We start from the raw sequence: 14,312 nt of genomic DNA, 5'->3' as shown, positions 1-14,312 counted from the left end.
GGAACTGCCTGCCCCTGCTTTCGGTATGGAAGAGTCAATGCTTTTGACATCAATGCTGGGTGGTGAGTAAGCTGCTTCGTCTATCGCTATCTGGCTGGCAGCCGGCCTCGATGCAGCGATGTCAATCATTCAGGGAATAGTGTATGCGTCGCGTGGGTTACCGGATGTTCGCGGGTATGGTGTGTTTGTTGACGGCAGTTTTGCCATTGCCTGTTTTGGCAGCGGGAAGCACAGGGAATGACCCGTTGGTGATGGTCGAAGAGCAGGATCCTGCGATGGCGCAGGCGTTCACCAAAGCCAGGGCAGGCTTGGATACGTTTCTAGCACTGATGCAAAAAGCACCCGAAGGACTTAGCGACTTTGCGGTCAAAGTCGGTATCCGTGAAAACGATAAAGAGGAGTTTTTCTGGCTGACGCAGGTCCAGGTCGACGCTTCGGGCTTTCGTGGTCTTATCAGTAATAAGCCGGGTATGGTCAAGGGTGTCGCCTTAGGACAGCAGTATGCTTTTGCGCGTACCCAGATTGTTGACTGGATGTACGTTGACCGGCAGCAGCGGCGCATGATGGGTAACTACACGCTTTGTGCGATGATCAGCCACGAGCCTCCCGAGAAAGCTGCCCGCTTGCGCGAGGGTTTTCGCTTGCAATGTGATTAGCGTATCGCTGGCAAGCCAGCCCGTAGCTTGGGCTGAATGAAATGCAGCCCAACGTTTACCGCGCCCTGTGCGGTTGGCCGCAAACATTTACGTTATTGCGGCCAACCTTGCGCCGCTTACCCCGCTCGCCATAAAAAAGCCCGCTCAAACGAGCGGGCTTTGCCTTGTTGGCTGTCTGGCCGATGGCAACGATCAGCCGTTCTGGCGCGCCAGCTGCGGTGCGTCTTCGTGCACGTCGCCGGCGGCGATGCAGGCGGCGGCGGTGAACAGCACGTCGGTGGAGCTGTTCAGCGCGGTTTCGGCCGAATCCTGTACCACGCCGATGATGAAGCCGACGGCAACCACTTGCATGGCCACGTCGTTGCTGATGCCGAACAGGCTGCACGCCATCGGGATCAGCAGCAGCGAGCCGCCGGCTACGCCGGACGCGCCGCAAGCGGCGACGGTGGACAGTACCGACAGCAGCAGCGCGGTAGGCACATCGACATGGATACCCAGTGTGTGCACGGCGGCCAGGCTCAGTACCGAGATGGTAATGGCGGCACCGGCCATGTTGATGGTGGCGCCCAGCGGGATGGACACCGCGTAGGTGTCTTCATTCAGGCCCAGTTTCTTGCACAGGTTCATGTTTACCGGGATGTTGGCCGCCGAGCTACGGGTAAAGAAGGCGGTGACACCGCTTTCGCGCAGGCAGGTGAAGACCAGCGGGAACGGGTTGCGACGGATGGTCAGGCCGACGATCAGCGGGTTCACCACCAGCGCGATGAACAGCATGGCGCCCACCAGTACCAGCAGCAGCTTGCTGTAGCCCAGCAGTGCCGACAGGCCGGTGGTGGCCACCGCTTCGGCCACCAGGCCGAATACGCCGATCGGGGCAAAGCGGATGATGACGCCCACGATGCGCGACACGCCTTCTGCCAGCTCGTTCAGCAGAGTTTTGGTGCTGTCGCTGGCGTGGTGCAGGGCCATGCCCAGTGCCACCGCCCAGGTAAGGATGCCGATGTAGTTACCGGTAGCAATGGCGTTGATCGGGTTATCCACAATCTGGAACACCAGGTTGTTCAGTACCTGGCCGATACCGCCTGGCGGCGTGGTGCCGGTCGCGGCTGCCACTAGCTGCAGTGTGGTGGGGAAGGCAAAGCTGGCCAGCACGCCGGTAACGGCTGCCAGGAAGGTACCCAGCAGATACAGGGTGAGTACCGGGCGCATATTGGTCTGCACACCCTGCTTTTTATTGGCAATGGCGCTGGCGACCAGTACGAAAACCAGCACCGGGGCCACGGCTTTCAGGCCTTTGACGAACAGGCTGCCCAGGAAGGTCAGCGATTTGGCGGTATCGGGGGCGACGCTGGCCACGGCAATACCGGCCAGCAAACCGATCACGATCTGCAGCACGATGCTGCCATTCATGATGCGGTGGATCAGGGTAGGGTTCTGCTGCATAGGGGTTCCACGGTTCTGTCGTTATAGGTATCTGGCATGCCTGCGGGCGCGCCGGCTGGCTTGCGGCCAACCTCCAAGACGATTCAAAACTGCAGAACAATCAAACGGGTACCGCCGTACAAGCAACAGCGGGGCGCAGTGTAGCAAATTTTTATTGGTGACAGAATCCTGTATCCAAAAGCTGTCAACTGTCACCATTGTCAGCCTGGTAAAAACAATCTGTTTACCTCGGGCGGCTTTATACCTATCCAAGCCGCATGGCCTAATGGTCCTTCCATAGCCTTGCTGCCGCTGGCAGCAGAAAGACAGCCTGATGAGCGCGGAAACCATTGTGCGCCGCTTTTTCGAGCGGGTGCGTTCTGGTGTGGCCCCCGAAGAAGCGGCCTTGTATCTGGCCCCCCAGGTGCAGGCTTGGCAGGTGTGTTCGGCACCGCAGGCCGAGTGCATTGTGCGCACGCCGGACAATTACCGCGCGCACATCGACGACTTCCGCCAGATGTTTGGCGATTTCACCCTGCAGCTGGACGAGGTGCTGGCGCAAGGCAACAAGGTTTACGTCCGCTGGCGCCAGTTCGGCCACCACCTGGCAGCGATCGAAGGCTACGCGCCCACCGGCCTGCCGCTGGTATGTGCCGGTAGCGCCGTGTACGAGGTGGCCGATGGCCGCATCGTGGCGTACTGGATGCAACAGGAACACCACGGCTTGCTGCAGCAGCTGCAGGCCAATGCCCGTCACAAGGAGCCGGCATGAGTCAGACCTACCCCTACCGTATCGTCAACGTGTTTGCCGAAAGCCGCTTCGGCGGTAACCCGCTGGCGGTGTTTACCGACGCCGCTGGCCTGTCCGACGGCGACATGCAACTGATCGCGCGCCAGTTCAACCTGTCGGAGACGGTGTTCATCCACCCGGGTGACGACGCCGCGCTGGCCAGCTTGCGCATTTTCACCCCCAGCTTCGAGCTGCCGTTTGCCGGCCACCCGACCATCGGTAGCGCGGCGGTGCTGCACGCGCTGCGGCAGCCGGGCGCTGGCTTTACGCTGCGTACGCAGGCCGGCTTGATTCCGATCACGCTGAACGATGGCGTATTCCGCCTGACCGCCGTGGCCGCGACGCAGCGTGAGGCCAACGTTGGCCGCGCCGACGCGGCGGCCATGCTGGGGCTGGACGAGGCCGACATTGCGCTGGCGCCGGTGTGGGTGAATGCCGGCAGCGAACAGCTGCTGATCCGCCTGTCCAGCCGTGAAGCGGTGCTGCGCGCACGGCCGGTGCATGCCCTGTTCACACGCCACGCCACCTTGCGCCCGGGCCGCAGTGTGGCCTACCTGTGGTACCAGGCCGACGGCGTGGCCACGGTGCGGCTGTTCTTCGAGCAGCAGGGCAGCGTCATCGAAGACCCGGGTACCGGCAGCGCCTGTGCCAATCTGGGTGGCTGGTGCGCGCTGAACGGTGTGGCACCGCTGTCGTGGCGCATCGAGCAGGGCGAAGCCATCCAGCGCCCCAACGTGCTGTATCTGGATGTGGCCGCAAACGGCAGTGTGCAGGTAGGCGGCAAGGTACAAGCGGTCGCCGAGGGGGTATTTACCTTGCCCTAGTGCCAGCCCTTTCCCAGAATGAAGGCAGCGCGAGCTGCCTTTTTTCATGCCGGTTTGTCGCGGTGGCGTTGCGGATACGCCCGCTGCCAGCCGGGCTGACCGCCCGGCCATTGACGCTATCGCAGCACGCTGATAGTTTTCTGCGCTACGGCTAGAGCCGTAGCTCGAAACAGGCGTTTGATGGCATGAGGGGTGCCGGACGCCCAAAACACAATACGAGGGAGTACTGATGAAGACATTCGCAAAACTGGCCGCGGTAACCGCCTTGACCCTGTGCAGCAGCCTGGCGTTGGCTGCCGGCGCTGGTGGTACCTGGAAAACCATCGACGACGAAACCAAGCAAGCCAAAGCGCTGGTGGAAATCACCGAAGCCGCCAACGGCGAGCTGACCGGCAAGATCGTCAAGCTGTTCGCTAACCCGGAAGCCGTGTGCGAGAAGTGCGAAGGCGCGCTGAAGGGCAAGCCGGTAGTGGGTATGACCATCCTCACCGGCCTGAAGAAGGACGGCGAGGAATGGGAAGGCGGTAAGATCCTGGACCCGAAATCGGGCAAGGTCTACAGCGCCAAGGCCAAGCTGACCGACGGCGGCAAGAAACTGGAAGTACGCGGCTTCCTCGGTGTTGCGCTGCTGGGGCGTACCCAGACCTGGGAACGCCAGTAAGCCTTGCCTGCCCAGCCCGTACCGTGTGACGGGCTGACAAGGCTGGCGTGTTTATCGAAGCGGGATGGCTTGTGCCATCCCGTTTTGCATTCGGTACAATCGCGGCATGAACGATACCGTCGACATCGCCAGCCAGCCCATCGTGGCTGCGGCTGCCACCGCCAAAAAACTGGAGAAGCTGGGCCTGACCCGCCGCTTCGACCTTGTGCTGCACCTGCCTTTGCGTTACGAGGACGAAACCCATCTTTACCCCATCCAGCAGGCGCCGTACGGCCAGGCGGTGCTGGTGGAAGGCGAAGTCACCAACTGCGAGGTGCAGTTCCGGCCGCGCCGCCAACTGGTGGCGCAGATCGAAGACAAAAGCGGCAAGCTGGTGCTGCGCTTCATCCATTTTTACCCCAATACGCAGCAGGCTTTGGCCAAAGGCCGTCGCGTGCGCGCGCTGGGCGAAGTGCGGCGTGGCTTTTTTGGCGACGAGATGGTGCACCCCAAGCTGCGCGAAGTGCACGAGGGCGACCCGCTGGCCGATAGCCTGACCCCGGTCTACCCCACGGTTAATGGCCTGTCGCAGCCGGTACTGCGCCGGCTGATCCATGCCGAGCTGAAGGCGCAGCCGATCCCGGAAACCCTGCCCGACGAGGTACGCCGCCGCCTGGGGCTGATGCCGCTGGCCGATGCCGTGCACCTGCTGCACCGCCCTGGGCCGGAGTATTCCGCTACACAGCTTACCGACGGCAACTTGCCGGCCTGGCAGCGGCTGAAATTTGACGAACTGCTGGCGCAGCAGCTGTCGATGCGGCTGGCCTACCGCGCCCGTCGCGAGGGCAGTGCGCCCGTTATCGAAGGGGATGGCAGCCTGCGCACGCGGCTGGCGGCCAACTTGCCGTTTGCGCTGACCGGCGCGCAGCAAAAGGTACTGGCCGAGATCGTGGCCGACCTGGCGCAGCCGCACCCGATGAACCGCCTGTTGCAGGGGGACGTGGGCAGCGGCAAAACCATCGTCGCCGCCATGGCCGCGCTGGCCGCCATCGAAGCCGGTTTCCAGGTGGCACTGATGGCGCCTACCGAGATCCTGGCCGAGCAGCATTACGTGAAGTTGGCCGCCTGGCTGGCGCCGCTGGGCATCGAGGTGGCCTGGCTATCCGGCAGCCTGCGCAAGAAGGCGCGCGGCGAGATGGCGGCCAAGATCGCCAGCGGTGAAGCGCGGCTGGCGGTGGGCACGCATGCGCTGTTTCAGGATGACGTGGCGTTCGAGCGGCTGGGGCTGGTGATTGTCGATGAGCAGCACCGCTTCGGCGTCGGTCAGCGGCTGGCGCTACAGAAAAAAGGCGTCGAGCCGCACCAGCTGATGATGTCGGCCACGCCGATTCCGCGCACGCTGGCGATGAGCTTCTACGCCGACCTGGACGTATCGGTGATCGACGAGCTGCCACCGGGCCGTACCCCCATCGTCACCAAGCTGATCAGCGCCGAGCGTCGCGACGAGGTGGTGCGCTTTGTGGATAAAGCCTGCCGTGAGGGCAACCAGGTGTACTGGGTATGCCCGCTGATCGAAGAGTCGGAAACCCTGCAGCTGCAGACCGCGGTGGATACCCATGTGGTACTGCAACAGGACTTGCCGCAATGGGGTGTCGGCCTGGTGCACGGCCGCATGAAGCCGGCGGAGAAGGCCGAGGTGATGGGCAAGTTCATCCGCAACGAACTGCAGCTGCTGGTGGCGACCACCGTCATCGAAGTGGGCGTGGACGTACCCAATGCCAGCCTGATGGTGATCGAGCACGCCGAGCGCATGGGCTTGGCCCAGCTGCACCAGCTACGCGGCCGCGTAGGGCGCGGTGCCGCCAAGTCCACCTGCGTACTGCTGTTCGAGACGCCGCTGTCGGAGCTGGCCAAGGCGCGGCTGAAGGTGATCTACGAACACACCGACGGTTTCGAGATTGCCCGCCAGGACTTGAACATCCGTGGCCCCGGCGAGTTTCTGGGCGCACGCCAGAGCGGCCTGCCGATGCTGCGTTTTGCCGATCTGGAAGCCGATATCGAGTTGCTGGAAGCCGCCCGCGAGCTGGCGCCGCAGCTGCTGCAACGTTGGCCGCAGTACGCGCAGGCGCACCTTAACCGCTGGCTGGCGGGCAGGGCGCACTTCCTGAAGGCTTGAGCTACGCCTGCGGCCAACCTTGCGGCTTACAGGCAAGGTTGGCCGCAAGGCAACAAAAAAGGCCGCTCGAAGGCGGCCTTTTTGCATGGCAGGTGCTGCGATCAGGCAAACAGCTTCATGCCGAAGTAGTACAGCGCAATCGCCAGGCCCATGCTCACCGGCAGGGTCAGTACCCAGGTGGTGAGGATGGTGCGCACAGTGCTCATCTGGATGCCGGAGCGGTTGACCACCATGGTGCCAGCCACGGCACTGGACAGGATCTGGGTGGTCGATACCGGTGCGCCGATGGCACTGGCCAAGCCAATGGAGGCGGCCGACATGATCTGCGCCGACATGCCCTGGGCGTAGGTCATGTCTTGCTTGCCGATCTTCTCGCCGACGGTATTCACCACGCGCTTCCAGCCCACCATGGTACCCATGCCGATGGCCAGCGCCACGGCGACGATCACCCAGGTCGGTGCGTATTCGGTGGTGGCAGACAGGTCTTTCTGCATGCCTTTCAGCTGCTTTTGGTCCACGTCGCTGATGCCGGCTACCTTGCTGATTTTCTTGGCGGCGTCGCTCAGGCAGATCAGCTGGGTGCGTACGGTCCAGCGCTTGTCTTCCGGCAGTTGCTGGAAGGATTTGGCATCACCGATGGCGGACAGCAGGTCACCGGTTTCATCAATCACTTTGGACACATCGCACTTATGCGCGTTGCTGGCCGGGTATTTGGCATCGATGATGGCCTGGTTGCGCTGGTACAGCTCTTTCAGCTGCACGGCGGCGATTTTGGTGTGCTCGATCTGGATCGGCTCAGCGTCCAGGTTCACCACGAACTGGGCCGGTGCCAGTGCGATCAGCACCAGCATCACCAGGCCCACGCCCTTCTGGCCGTCGTTGGAACCGTGCGAGAAGCTCATGCCCATCGACGACACGATCAGCATGAAGCGGGCCCAGAACGGCGGGTGCTTGCGGCCTTCGATCTGCTGGCGCTGGAACGGCGATTTGTGGATGTTGGACAGCGGGCGCAGCTTCAGCAGTGCAAACAGCAGCAGGCCAGCCAGACCGGCGCCGAACAGCGGCGACAGGAACAGCGACAGGAACACGTCGATGGCCTTGCCCCAGTTGATGCCGTTTGACAGCGAGTCGCCGGTAATCAGCGCATTGCCCACGCCCACGCCCAGGATAGCGCCGATCAGGGTGTGCGAGCTGGACGCCGGGATGCCGAAGTACCAGGTACCCAGGTTCCACAGGATGGCGGAGCTCAGCAGTGCGAATACCATCACCATGCCTTGTGCCGAATTGATGTTGAGCAGCAGGTCGGTGGGGATCAGGTTGACGATGGCGTAGGCCACGGCCAAGCCACCAAAGAACACGCCCATGAAGTTGAAGATGCCGGACAGCATCACCGCGGTTTGCGGTTTCATGGACTGGGTGTAGATGACGGTTGCCACCGCGTTGGCGGTATCGTGGAAACCGTTGATGAATTCAAAAGCCAGCACGAAGCCCACGGATAGTACCAGGGTGACGGCCAGGGTAGTGTCGAGCCCCGAGAGGAGTTCCAGCATGATTATTTGCAGTGCGTTATCGGAAAGGCGCGATTCTTGGGCTTTGAAGATGACTCGTCAAGAGTTTGTAATAATCTTTTTTGGGGCTGTAGAAATCTCGTCAAAACTGGCCTTTCCGGCTTGACAAAGGCGTATTTGATAGCGGTTCAAGTGGCTGATCTGGAAAGAAAAAACGCCCTGCGGCGTAAACCGTAAGGGCGTTGTAACATTGCTGTAATAATCAACCAAACTTGCCGGTGATGTAGTCTTCGGTCTCTTTGCGTTTGGGGGCCGTGAAGATGCCGTCGGTTTCGCCGAACTCCATCAGCTCGCCCAGGTACATGTAGGCGGTGTAGTCCGACACACGGGCAGCCTGCTGCATGTTGTGGGTCACGATGGCGATGGTGTAATCCTCTTTCAGCTCGTGAATCAGCTCTTCGATGTGGCCGGTGGAGATCGGGTCCAATGCCGAAGTCGGCTCATCCAGCAGCAGCACTTCCGGGCGGGTGGCCACGGCACGGGCAATGCACAGACGCTGTTGCTGGCCGCCGGACAGCGAGTTGCCGCTCTGCTTCAGCTTGTCTTTCACTTCATTCCACAGCGCAGCCTTGCGCAGCGCCCACTCTACGCGGTCGTCCATTTCGGTCTTGGACAGGTTCTCGTACAGCTTCACGCCAAAGGTGATGTTGTCGTAGATCGACATCGGGAACGGGGTTGGCTTCTGGAACACCATGCCCACCTTGGCGCGCAGCATGTTCACGTCCACGCTCTTGGATAGCAGGTTCTGGTTGTCCAGCAGGATCTCGCCTTCGGCACGCATGCCCGGGTACAGTTCGAACATGCGGTTGAAGGTGCGCAGCAGCGTGGATTTGCCGCAACCGGACGGGCCGATGAAGGCGGTGACCTGGCCGGCCGGAATATCGAGATTGATGTTCTTCAGGGCGTGGAATTTGCCGTAGAAGAAGTTCAGGTTCTTGACCTGGAGCTTGATGGCGTTGGTGTTCATGGGTCTCAAGCCTTAGTGAGATTGGTTGTTCTTGCTGGCAAGCCAGCGGGCAACGATGTTCAGGGTCAGTACGCTGAAGGTAATCAGCAGGGCGCCGGCCCAAGCCAGGGCGTGCCAGTCTTCGTACGGGCTCATCGCGAACTGGAAGATGACGATCGGCAGGTTGGCCATCGGCTGGTTCATATTGCTCCAGAACTGGTTGTTCAGGGCGGTGAACAGCAGCGGGGCGGTCTCGCCGGAAATGCGCGCTACGGCCAGCAGGATGCCGGTTACCACGCCAGCCTTGGCTGCGCGCAGCGTCACCAGCATGATCACTTTCCACTGCGGGGCGCCCAGGGCGATGGCGGCTTCGCGCAGGCTGTTGGGTACCAGGCGCAGCATGTTCTCGGTGGTGCGTACCACAACCGGAATCACCAGCAGGGCCAGCGCGAACGAGCCTGCCCAGCCAGAGAAATGCCCCACGCTGATCACGTACACCTCGTAAATGAACAGACCGATCACGATGGACGGGGCCGACAGCAGAATGTCGTTGATGAAGCGGGTTGCCGGCGCCAGCCAGCCACGCTCGCCGTACTCGGCCAGGTAAACGCCGGCCAGAATGCCGATCGGGGTGCCGAACACGATGCCGAAGAAGGTCATCTGCAGCGAGCCGGCAATGGCGTTAGCGAGGCCGCCTGCCGAGCCCGGCGGCGGGGTAACCTGGGTGAACACGTCAGCCGACAGGCCGGACAGGCCATGCTGGATCAGGGTCCACAGAATCCAGAACAGCCAGAACAGGCCAAAGCCCATGGCCAGGGTAGCTGCCAGCATGTTGAAGCCGTTAACGAAGCGGCGACGGGCGTAGATGGCGTTATTGCGTTGCGTAGCGTTCGACATAGCCTTGTTCACTTTCTCGGAGCCGATGACGTGACTGTTCATGTGCGGGCTCCGGATCAGGACGCGCGGCCTTCCTGCTTCTTCAAGCGCAGCAGCAGCAGCTTGGAGCAGGACAGCACGACAAAGGTAATAAAGAAGAGGATCAGGCCGAGCTGGATCAGCGAGGACAGGTACAGCTCGCCGTTGGCTTCGGCAAACTCGTTGGCCAGCGTGGAGGCGATGGAGTTGCCAGCTTCAAACAGGCCGGTCGTAAACACGGTGGAGTTACCAATCACGAAGGTGACGGCCATCGTTTCGCCCAGTGCACGACCCAGGCCGAGCATGATGCCGCCTACCACGCCGGTTTTGGTGTACGGCAGTACCACGTGACGCACGACTTCCCAGGTAGTGCCACCCAGGCCGTAGGCCGATTCTTTCAGCATCGGCGGTACCACTTCGAATACGTCGCGCATTACCGAGGCAATGAACGGGATGATCATGATCGCCAGGATCAGGCCGGCGGTGAAAATGCCGATGCCCATCGGGGCGCCCTGGAACAGGAAACCGATCAGCGGCAGCTCGCCCAGGTTTTCCAGGATCCACGGTTGCACGTATTCGCCGAACAGCGGGGCAAACACGAACAAGCCCCACATACCGTAGATGATGGACGGAATGCCTGCCAGCAGTTCGACTGCGATGCCCAGTGGGCGTTTTAGCAGCGGCGGGCAGAGCTCGGTCAGGAAGATGGCAATGCCAAAGCTGATCGGTACCGCGATCAGCAGGGCAATGAAGGAAGTGACCAGCGTGCCGAAAATGGGTACTACGGCGCCGAACTGCTCGGCTACCGGGTCCCAGTCGGTGCTGGTGAGGAAGCCCCAGCCAAAGTGCTTGATGCTGGGCATGGCGCCGATCAGCAGCGAAATCAGGATGCCGATCAGCATCGCCAGCACCAGGAAGGCAAAGAAGCGGGTCGCCAGCCGGAATGCCGAATCGAGCATCATCTGCCGTTTGAGGTGGGCGGCGTACTGGTTGTTTTCCATGGACATTCTCTAGAGCGCTTGCAGACAAAAAGCCGGGGGCGGTGCCCCGGCCTGCGTTGCGGTAACTACGTCAGCTTATTTCCACACCGGGGCGCCGGCAGCGTCGGTGATCTGCTTCCAGCTGTTGCGGATGGTAGTTTTTACGTTGGCCGGCATCGGAACGTAATCCAGCTGCGAGGCAACGGCGTCGCCATTGGTGTAAGCCCAGTCAAAGAACTTCAGGGCTTCCAGACCTTGCGCCGGCTTGTCCTGCTTCTTGTGCATCAGGATGAAGGTGGCGCCGGACAGCGGCCAGGTGTCTTTACCCGGCTGGTTGGTCAGGATCAGGTAGAAGCCAGGGGCCTTGGCCCAGTCAGCGTTGGCCGCAGCGGCCTTGAAGGTGCTGTCATCCGGGTTCACGAAAGAACCGGCGGCGTTCTGCATCTGGGTGTGGGCAATCTTGTTTTGCTTGGCGTAGGCGTATTCCACGTAGCCAATGGCACCCTTGATGCGGGTAACGTAGTTGGCCACGCCTTCGTTGCCTTTACCGCCCACACCAACGGTCCACTTCACCGCAGAGTTGGCACCGATGGTGCTGTTCCATTCCGGCGAAACTTTGGACAGGTAGTTGGTGAAGATGAAGGTAGTGCCGGAGCCGTCAGAGCGACGTACCACAGTAATTTTCTGGTCCGGCAGTTTTACGCCCGGGTTCAGTTTGGCGATGGCAGCGTCGTTCCAGTTGGCTACCTTGCCCAGATAGATGTCTGCCAGCAGCGGGCCGGTAAGTTTCAGCTGGCCAGCGGCAATGCCCGGAACGTTAACCACCGGAACCACACCACCGATCACGGTCGGGAACTGGGTCAGTCCGGACTTTTCCAGCTCTTCCGGTTTCAGCGGCATGTCGGAGGCGCCGAAATCGACAGTCTTCGATTGAATCTGTTTGATACCACCACCGGAACCGATGGACTGGTAGTTCATGTTGTTGTTGGTCTTGGCTTTGTAAGCCTCGGCCCATTTGGCGTACAGCGGGTACGGGAAAGTAGCGCCCGCGCCAGTAATATCAGCCGCAAACGCGTGGCCTGCGACAAAACCGGAAAAAGCCAGAGTGGCGACCAGGCGAGTAGTGTGCTTCATTGCATGCTCCAAAGGTTAACGGCGTGTTGCGATGGAGTGCATCGTAATGGTCGGTAGTTTCAGAAATATTACAGTTCGTCACATTACGGACAGGGGGGCTGACACTGGTATAATCGGCCGAATATTCAATGTGTCGGCAAGGAAAGCGTGATGAGCAGCAAGCTGGTAATCGGTAACTGGAAGATGAACGGGCGCCATGCGGCCAACCTGGCGTTGCTGGGGCAGATGCTGGAAAACGCCGACATCAACCGTGATGGCGTGGGCCTGGCCGCCCCTGCGGTATACCTGGCTCAGCTGGCCAGCGTGCTGCAAGGCAGTGCCATGGCGGTCGCGGCACAGGATGTCAGTCGCTTTGCCACCGACGGTGCATTTACTGGTGAAAATAGCGCCCAGATGCTGGCGGACGTCGGCTGCCGTTACGTTCTGATCGGGCATTCCGAGCGTCGCCAGTACTTCGGCGAGCAGAACGACGCCTTGTCGGCCAAGCTGCAGGCTGTGGCCGCCGCTGGCATGGTTCCGGTGTTGTGCGTGGGCGAAACGCTAGCCGAGCGTGAAGCGGGGCAGGAGCTGGCCGTCATCAGCCAGCAACTGGAGGCTTTGGCTGCGATCAAGGGTCAGGAATACGTGGTAGCTTACGAACCGGTATGGGCCATCGGTACCGGCAAGGTGGCCACCATCGAGCAGATTGATGCAGTGCACCAGCAGATCCGGGCGCTCGTGTTGCAATGCTATGGTGCGTCTGATAGTATTCGCGTCCTCTACGGCGGAAGCGTCAAGGCAGACAATGCCGACGCAATCCTGTCGCTGGCAAGTGTCGGTGGCGCCTTGGTTGGTGGTGCGTCCCTCGAGGTTAACGGATTTGGCAAGATTTGCCAGGCTGCTAAAAAGTTGATATAGTATGGAACTCTTGAATACGTTTGCACTTGTCGCGCTGATTGTTTCCGCGCTGGCAATTATCGTCCTTGTCCTGATGCAGCATGGCAAGGGGGCTGATATGGGTGCTGCCTTTGGTGGCGGTTCCTCGGGAAGTCTGTTTGGTGCAAGCGGTTCCGCAAATTTCCTGAGCAGGGCTACCGCATTGTCGGCTGTTGTGTTCTTTTCGATGCTGATGCTGATTAGCTACTTGCACGTTGCAAACGACAGCAAGCTGGGCGTGATGGAGTCGGCAGTCGAAAAAGCTGTACCGCAAATCCCGGGCGGTGCCGCTAAGGGTAATGCCTCCGGAGTGATTCCGGAATAAAAGTTAAAATTGTGCCGACATGGTGAAATTGGTAGACACGCTATCTTGAGGGGGTAGTGGCCGTAGGCTGTGTGAGTTCGAGTCTCACTGTCGGCACCACATTCAAAAAACAGGCCGCCGGGATTCCGGTGGCCTGTTTTGTTTGGAGTCAAGGAGGTTGATCCTCCTTTCTTTTAGGGGTGTGCGGGAAATGCTGCAAAATTACTTTCCCATTCTGTTGTTTGTCGTCGTCGGCCTTCTGGTCGGGGTAGCGCCGCTGGTGCTGGGCTGGTTGCTGGCACCTAACCGTCCTGATCCGGAAAAACTGTCTCCCTACGAGTGCGGTTTTGAAGCCTTCGAAGACGCACGAATGAAGTTTGATGTCAGGTACTACCTGATTGCCATTCTTTTCATCCTTTTCGATCTGGAAGTCGCATTCCTGGTTCCCTGGGCCGTGGTGTTCAAGGAGTTGGGCGTGTATGGCTTCGGCGTCATGCTTGAATTCCTCACCGTCCTGACACTTGGCTTTATTTACATGTGGAAAAAAGGAGCGCTGGAATGGGAGTAGAAGGCATTCTCGAAAAGGGCTTTGTCACCACCACTGCTGACAAGCTGATCAACTGGACGCGTACCGGCTCGCTGTGGCCGATGACGTTCGGTCTGGCCTGTTGTGCCGTAGAGATGATGCACGCCGGTGCGGCCCGTTATGACCTGGACCGTTTCGGTATCGTGTTCCGTCCCAGTCCGCGTCAGTCCGATCTGATGATCGTGGCAGGTACCCTCTGTAACAAGATGGCGCCCGCCCTGCGCAAGGTTTACGACCAGATGGCCGAACCGCGCTGGGTAATCTCCATGGGTTCCTGTGCCAACGGTGGTGGCTACTACCACTATTCCTACTCTGTCGTGCGCGGTTGCGACCGCATCGTGCCGGTAGATGTCTATGTTCCGGGCTGTCCGCCGACCGCAGAAGCGCTGCTGTACGGCATCATCCAGCTGCAGAACAAGATCAAGCGTACCAACACCATCGCCCGCTGAGGTATCC

The 14,312-nt window shown here is 60.5% G+C and carries 15 protein-coding genes and 1 tRNA gene; 10 read left to right on the top strand and 6 right to left on the bottom strand.

The window, feature by feature from the left end; genetic code table 11:
• Positions 1–143 precede the first annotated feature (143 nt).
• Entirely contained in the window at positions 144–656 is a 513-nt protein-coding gene (locus FLQ03_RS10305) for a YegJ family protein (RefSeq protein ID WP_144373448.1), read from the top strand.
• Positions 657–848: 192 nt separating this feature from the next.
• Here FLQ03_RS10305 and sstT read toward each other — a convergent pair whose 3' ends face one another.
• Entirely contained in the window at positions 849–2,099 is a 1,251-nt protein-coding gene (gene sstT / locus FLQ03_RS10300; protein WP_144373447.1) for a serine/threonine transporter SstT, read from the bottom strand.
• Positions 2,100–2,412: 313 nt separating this feature from the next.
• Here sstT and FLQ03_RS10295 point away from each other — a divergent pair, with 313 nt between their 5' ends.
• The 4 genes from FLQ03_RS10295 to recG all read left to right on the top strand — a co-directional run bounded on the left by FLQ03_RS10295 (position 2,413) and on the right by recG (position 6,508).
• Positions 2,413–2,850: an ester cyclase gene (locus FLQ03_RS10295; protein ID WP_144373446.1), complete on the top strand. Its 438-nt coding sequence runs from the start codon at positions 2,413–2,415 to the stop codon at positions 2,848–2,850.
• Entirely contained in the window at positions 2,847–3,692 is an 846-nt protein-coding gene (locus FLQ03_RS10290; RefSeq protein WP_144373445.1) for a PhzF family phenazine biosynthesis protein, read from the top strand. Before FLQ03_RS10295 ends, FLQ03_RS10290 begins: the two co-directional genes overlap by 4 nt.
• Positions 3,693–3,921: 229 nt before the next feature.
• Positions 3,922–4,353, top strand: coding sequence for a DUF2147 domain-containing protein (locus FLQ03_RS10285; RefSeq protein WP_144373444.1), 432 nt, complete (start codon positions 3,922–3,924; stop codon positions 4,351–4,353).
• A gap of 106 nt (positions 4,354–4,459) precedes the next feature.
• On the top strand, positions 4,460–6,508 hold the full coding sequence (gene recG / locus FLQ03_RS10280; RefSeq protein WP_144373443.1) for an ATP-dependent DNA helicase RecG: 2,049 nt from the start codon (positions 4,460–4,462) through the stop codon (positions 6,506–6,508).
• Between the two features lie 101 nt (positions 6,509–6,609).
• On the opposite strand, the gene FLQ03_RS10275 is transcribed toward recG, so the two are convergent.
• The 5 genes from FLQ03_RS10275 to pstS all read right to left on the bottom strand — a co-directional run bounded on the left by FLQ03_RS10275 (position 6,610) and on the right by pstS (position 12,051).
• Positions 6,610–8,058: an inorganic phosphate transporter gene (locus FLQ03_RS10275; RefSeq protein WP_144373442.1), complete on the bottom strand. Its 1,449-nt coding sequence runs from the start codon at positions 8,056–8,058 to the stop codon at positions 6,610–6,612.
• A gap of 220 nt (positions 8,059–8,278) precedes the next feature.
• Entirely contained in the window at positions 8,279–9,043 is a 765-nt protein-coding gene (gene pstB / locus FLQ03_RS10270; protein WP_144373441.1) for a phosphate ABC transporter ATP-binding protein PstB, read from the bottom strand.
• A 12-nt stretch (positions 9,044–9,055) separates the two neighbouring features.
• On the bottom strand, positions 9,056–9,919 hold the full coding sequence (pstA, locus tag FLQ03_RS10265; protein WP_144373465.1) for a phosphate ABC transporter permease PstA: 864 nt from the start codon (positions 9,917–9,919) through the stop codon (positions 9,056–9,058).
• Positions 9,920–9,975: 56 nt separating this feature from the next.
• Positions 9,976–10,938: a phosphate ABC transporter permease subunit PstC gene (gene pstC, locus FLQ03_RS10260; protein ID WP_144373440.1), complete on the bottom strand. Its 963-nt coding sequence runs from the start codon at positions 10,936–10,938 to the stop codon at positions 9,976–9,978.
• Positions 10,939–11,013: 75 nt separating this feature from the next.
• Positions 11,014–12,051 (bottom strand): phosphate ABC transporter substrate-binding protein PstS, encoded by a 1,038-nt coding sequence (pstS, locus tag FLQ03_RS10255; RefSeq protein WP_144373439.1) that lies wholly within the window; start codon positions 12,049–12,051, stop codon positions 11,014–11,016.
• A 150-nt stretch (positions 12,052–12,201) separates the two neighbouring features.
• Between pstS and tpiA the strand changes: the two genes are divergently transcribed.
• From tpiA to FLQ03_RS10230, 5 genes are all read left to right on the top strand, one after another.
• Positions 12,202–12,948, top strand: a complete 747-nt coding sequence (gene tpiA, locus FLQ03_RS10250; RefSeq protein ID WP_144373438.1) for a triose-phosphate isomerase — start codon at positions 12,202–12,204, stop codon at positions 12,946–12,948.
• 1 nt (position 12,949) lies between these two features.
• Positions 12,950–13,291, top strand: coding sequence for a preprotein translocase subunit SecG (gene secG, locus FLQ03_RS10245; protein WP_144373437.1), 342 nt, complete (start codon positions 12,950–12,952; stop codon positions 13,289–13,291).
• A 13-nt stretch (positions 13,292–13,304) separates the two neighbouring features.
• Positions 13,305–13,390: transfer RNA gene (locus FLQ03_RS10240), tRNA-Leu, on the top strand.
• Between the two features lie 91 nt (positions 13,391–13,481).
• A complete protein-coding gene (locus tag FLQ03_RS10235; protein WP_144373436.1) occupies positions 13,482–13,838 on the top strand; it encodes an NADH-quinone oxidoreductase subunit A in 357 nt (118 codons plus the stop codon).
• Positions 13,829–14,305 carry a NuoB/complex I 20 kDa subunit family protein gene (locus tag FLQ03_RS10230; RefSeq protein ID WP_017509630.1) on the top strand — a complete coding sequence of 159 codons (477 nt, stop codon included), beginning with the start codon at positions 13,829–13,831 and terminating at the stop codon, positions 14,303–14,305. Before FLQ03_RS10235 ends, FLQ03_RS10230 begins: the two co-directional genes overlap by 10 nt.
• The last annotated feature ends 7 nt before the right edge of the window (positions 14,306–14,312 follow it).

Origin of the sequence: Vogesella urethralis (assembly GCF_007644045.2) — a bacterium.
Lineage (GTDB): Bacteria > Pseudomonadota > Gammaproteobacteria > Burkholderiales > Chromobacteriaceae > Vogesella > Vogesella urethralis.
Note: the sequence above shows the minus strand (reverse complement) of the source record. Positions and strands in the feature narration are given on the sequence as shown.

Excerpts from the sequence above, each read along its gene's own strand:
- sstT (WP_144373447.1), bottom strand. The coding sequence starts at position 2,099 with ATGCAGCAGAACCCTACCCTGATCCACCGCATCATGAATGGCAGCATC.
- FLQ03_RS10230 (WP_017509630.1), top strand. The coding sequence starts at position 13,829 with ATGGGAGTAGAAGGCATTCTCGAAAAGGGCTTTGTCACCACCACTGCT.
- FLQ03_RS10305 (WP_144373448.1), top strand. The coding sequence starts at position 144 with ATGCGTCGCGTGGGTTACCGGATGTTCGCGGGTATGGTGTGTTTGTTG.
- tpiA (WP_144373438.1), top strand. The coding sequence starts at position 12,202 with ATGAGCAGCAAGCTGGTAATCGGTAACTGGAAGATGAACGGGCGCCAT.
- pstS (WP_144373439.1), bottom strand. The coding sequence starts at position 12,051 with ATGAAGCACACTACTCGCCTGGTCGCCACTCTGGCTTTTTCCGGTTTT.
- pstA (WP_144373465.1), bottom strand. The coding sequence starts at position 9,919 with ATGTCGAACGCTACGCAACGCAATAACGCCATCTACGCCCGTCGCCGC.
- FLQ03_RS10275 (WP_144373442.1), bottom strand. The coding sequence starts at position 8,058 with ATGCTGGAACTCCTCTCGGGGCTCGACACTACCCTGGCCGTCACCCTG.
- pstB (WP_144373441.1), bottom strand. The coding sequence starts at position 9,043 with ATGAACACCAACGCCATCAAGCTCCAGGTCAAGAACCTGAACTTCTTC.
- secG (WP_144373437.1), top strand. The coding sequence starts at position 12,950 with ATGGAACTCTTGAATACGTTTGCACTTGTCGCGCTGATTGTTTCCGCG.
- FLQ03_RS10285 (WP_144373444.1), top strand. The coding sequence starts at position 3,922 with ATGAAGACATTCGCAAAACTGGCCGCGGTAACCGCCTTGACCCTGTGC.
- FLQ03_RS10295 (WP_144373446.1), top strand. The coding sequence starts at position 2,413 with ATGAGCGCGGAAACCATTGTGCGCCGCTTTTTCGAGCGGGTGCGTTCT.
- pstC (WP_144373440.1), bottom strand. The coding sequence starts at position 10,938 with ATGGAAAACAACCAGTACGCCGCCCACCTCAAACGGCAGATGATGCTC.
- FLQ03_RS10235 (WP_144373436.1), top strand. The coding sequence starts at position 13,482 with ATGCTGCAAAATTACTTTCCCATTCTGTTGTTTGTCGTCGTCGGCCTT.
- recG (WP_144373443.1), top strand. The coding sequence starts at position 4,460 with ATGAACGATACCGTCGACATCGCCAGCCAGCCCATCGTGGCTGCGGCT.
- FLQ03_RS10290 (WP_144373445.1), top strand. The coding sequence starts at position 2,847 with ATGAGTCAGACCTACCCCTACCGTATCGTCAACGTGTTTGCCGAAAGC.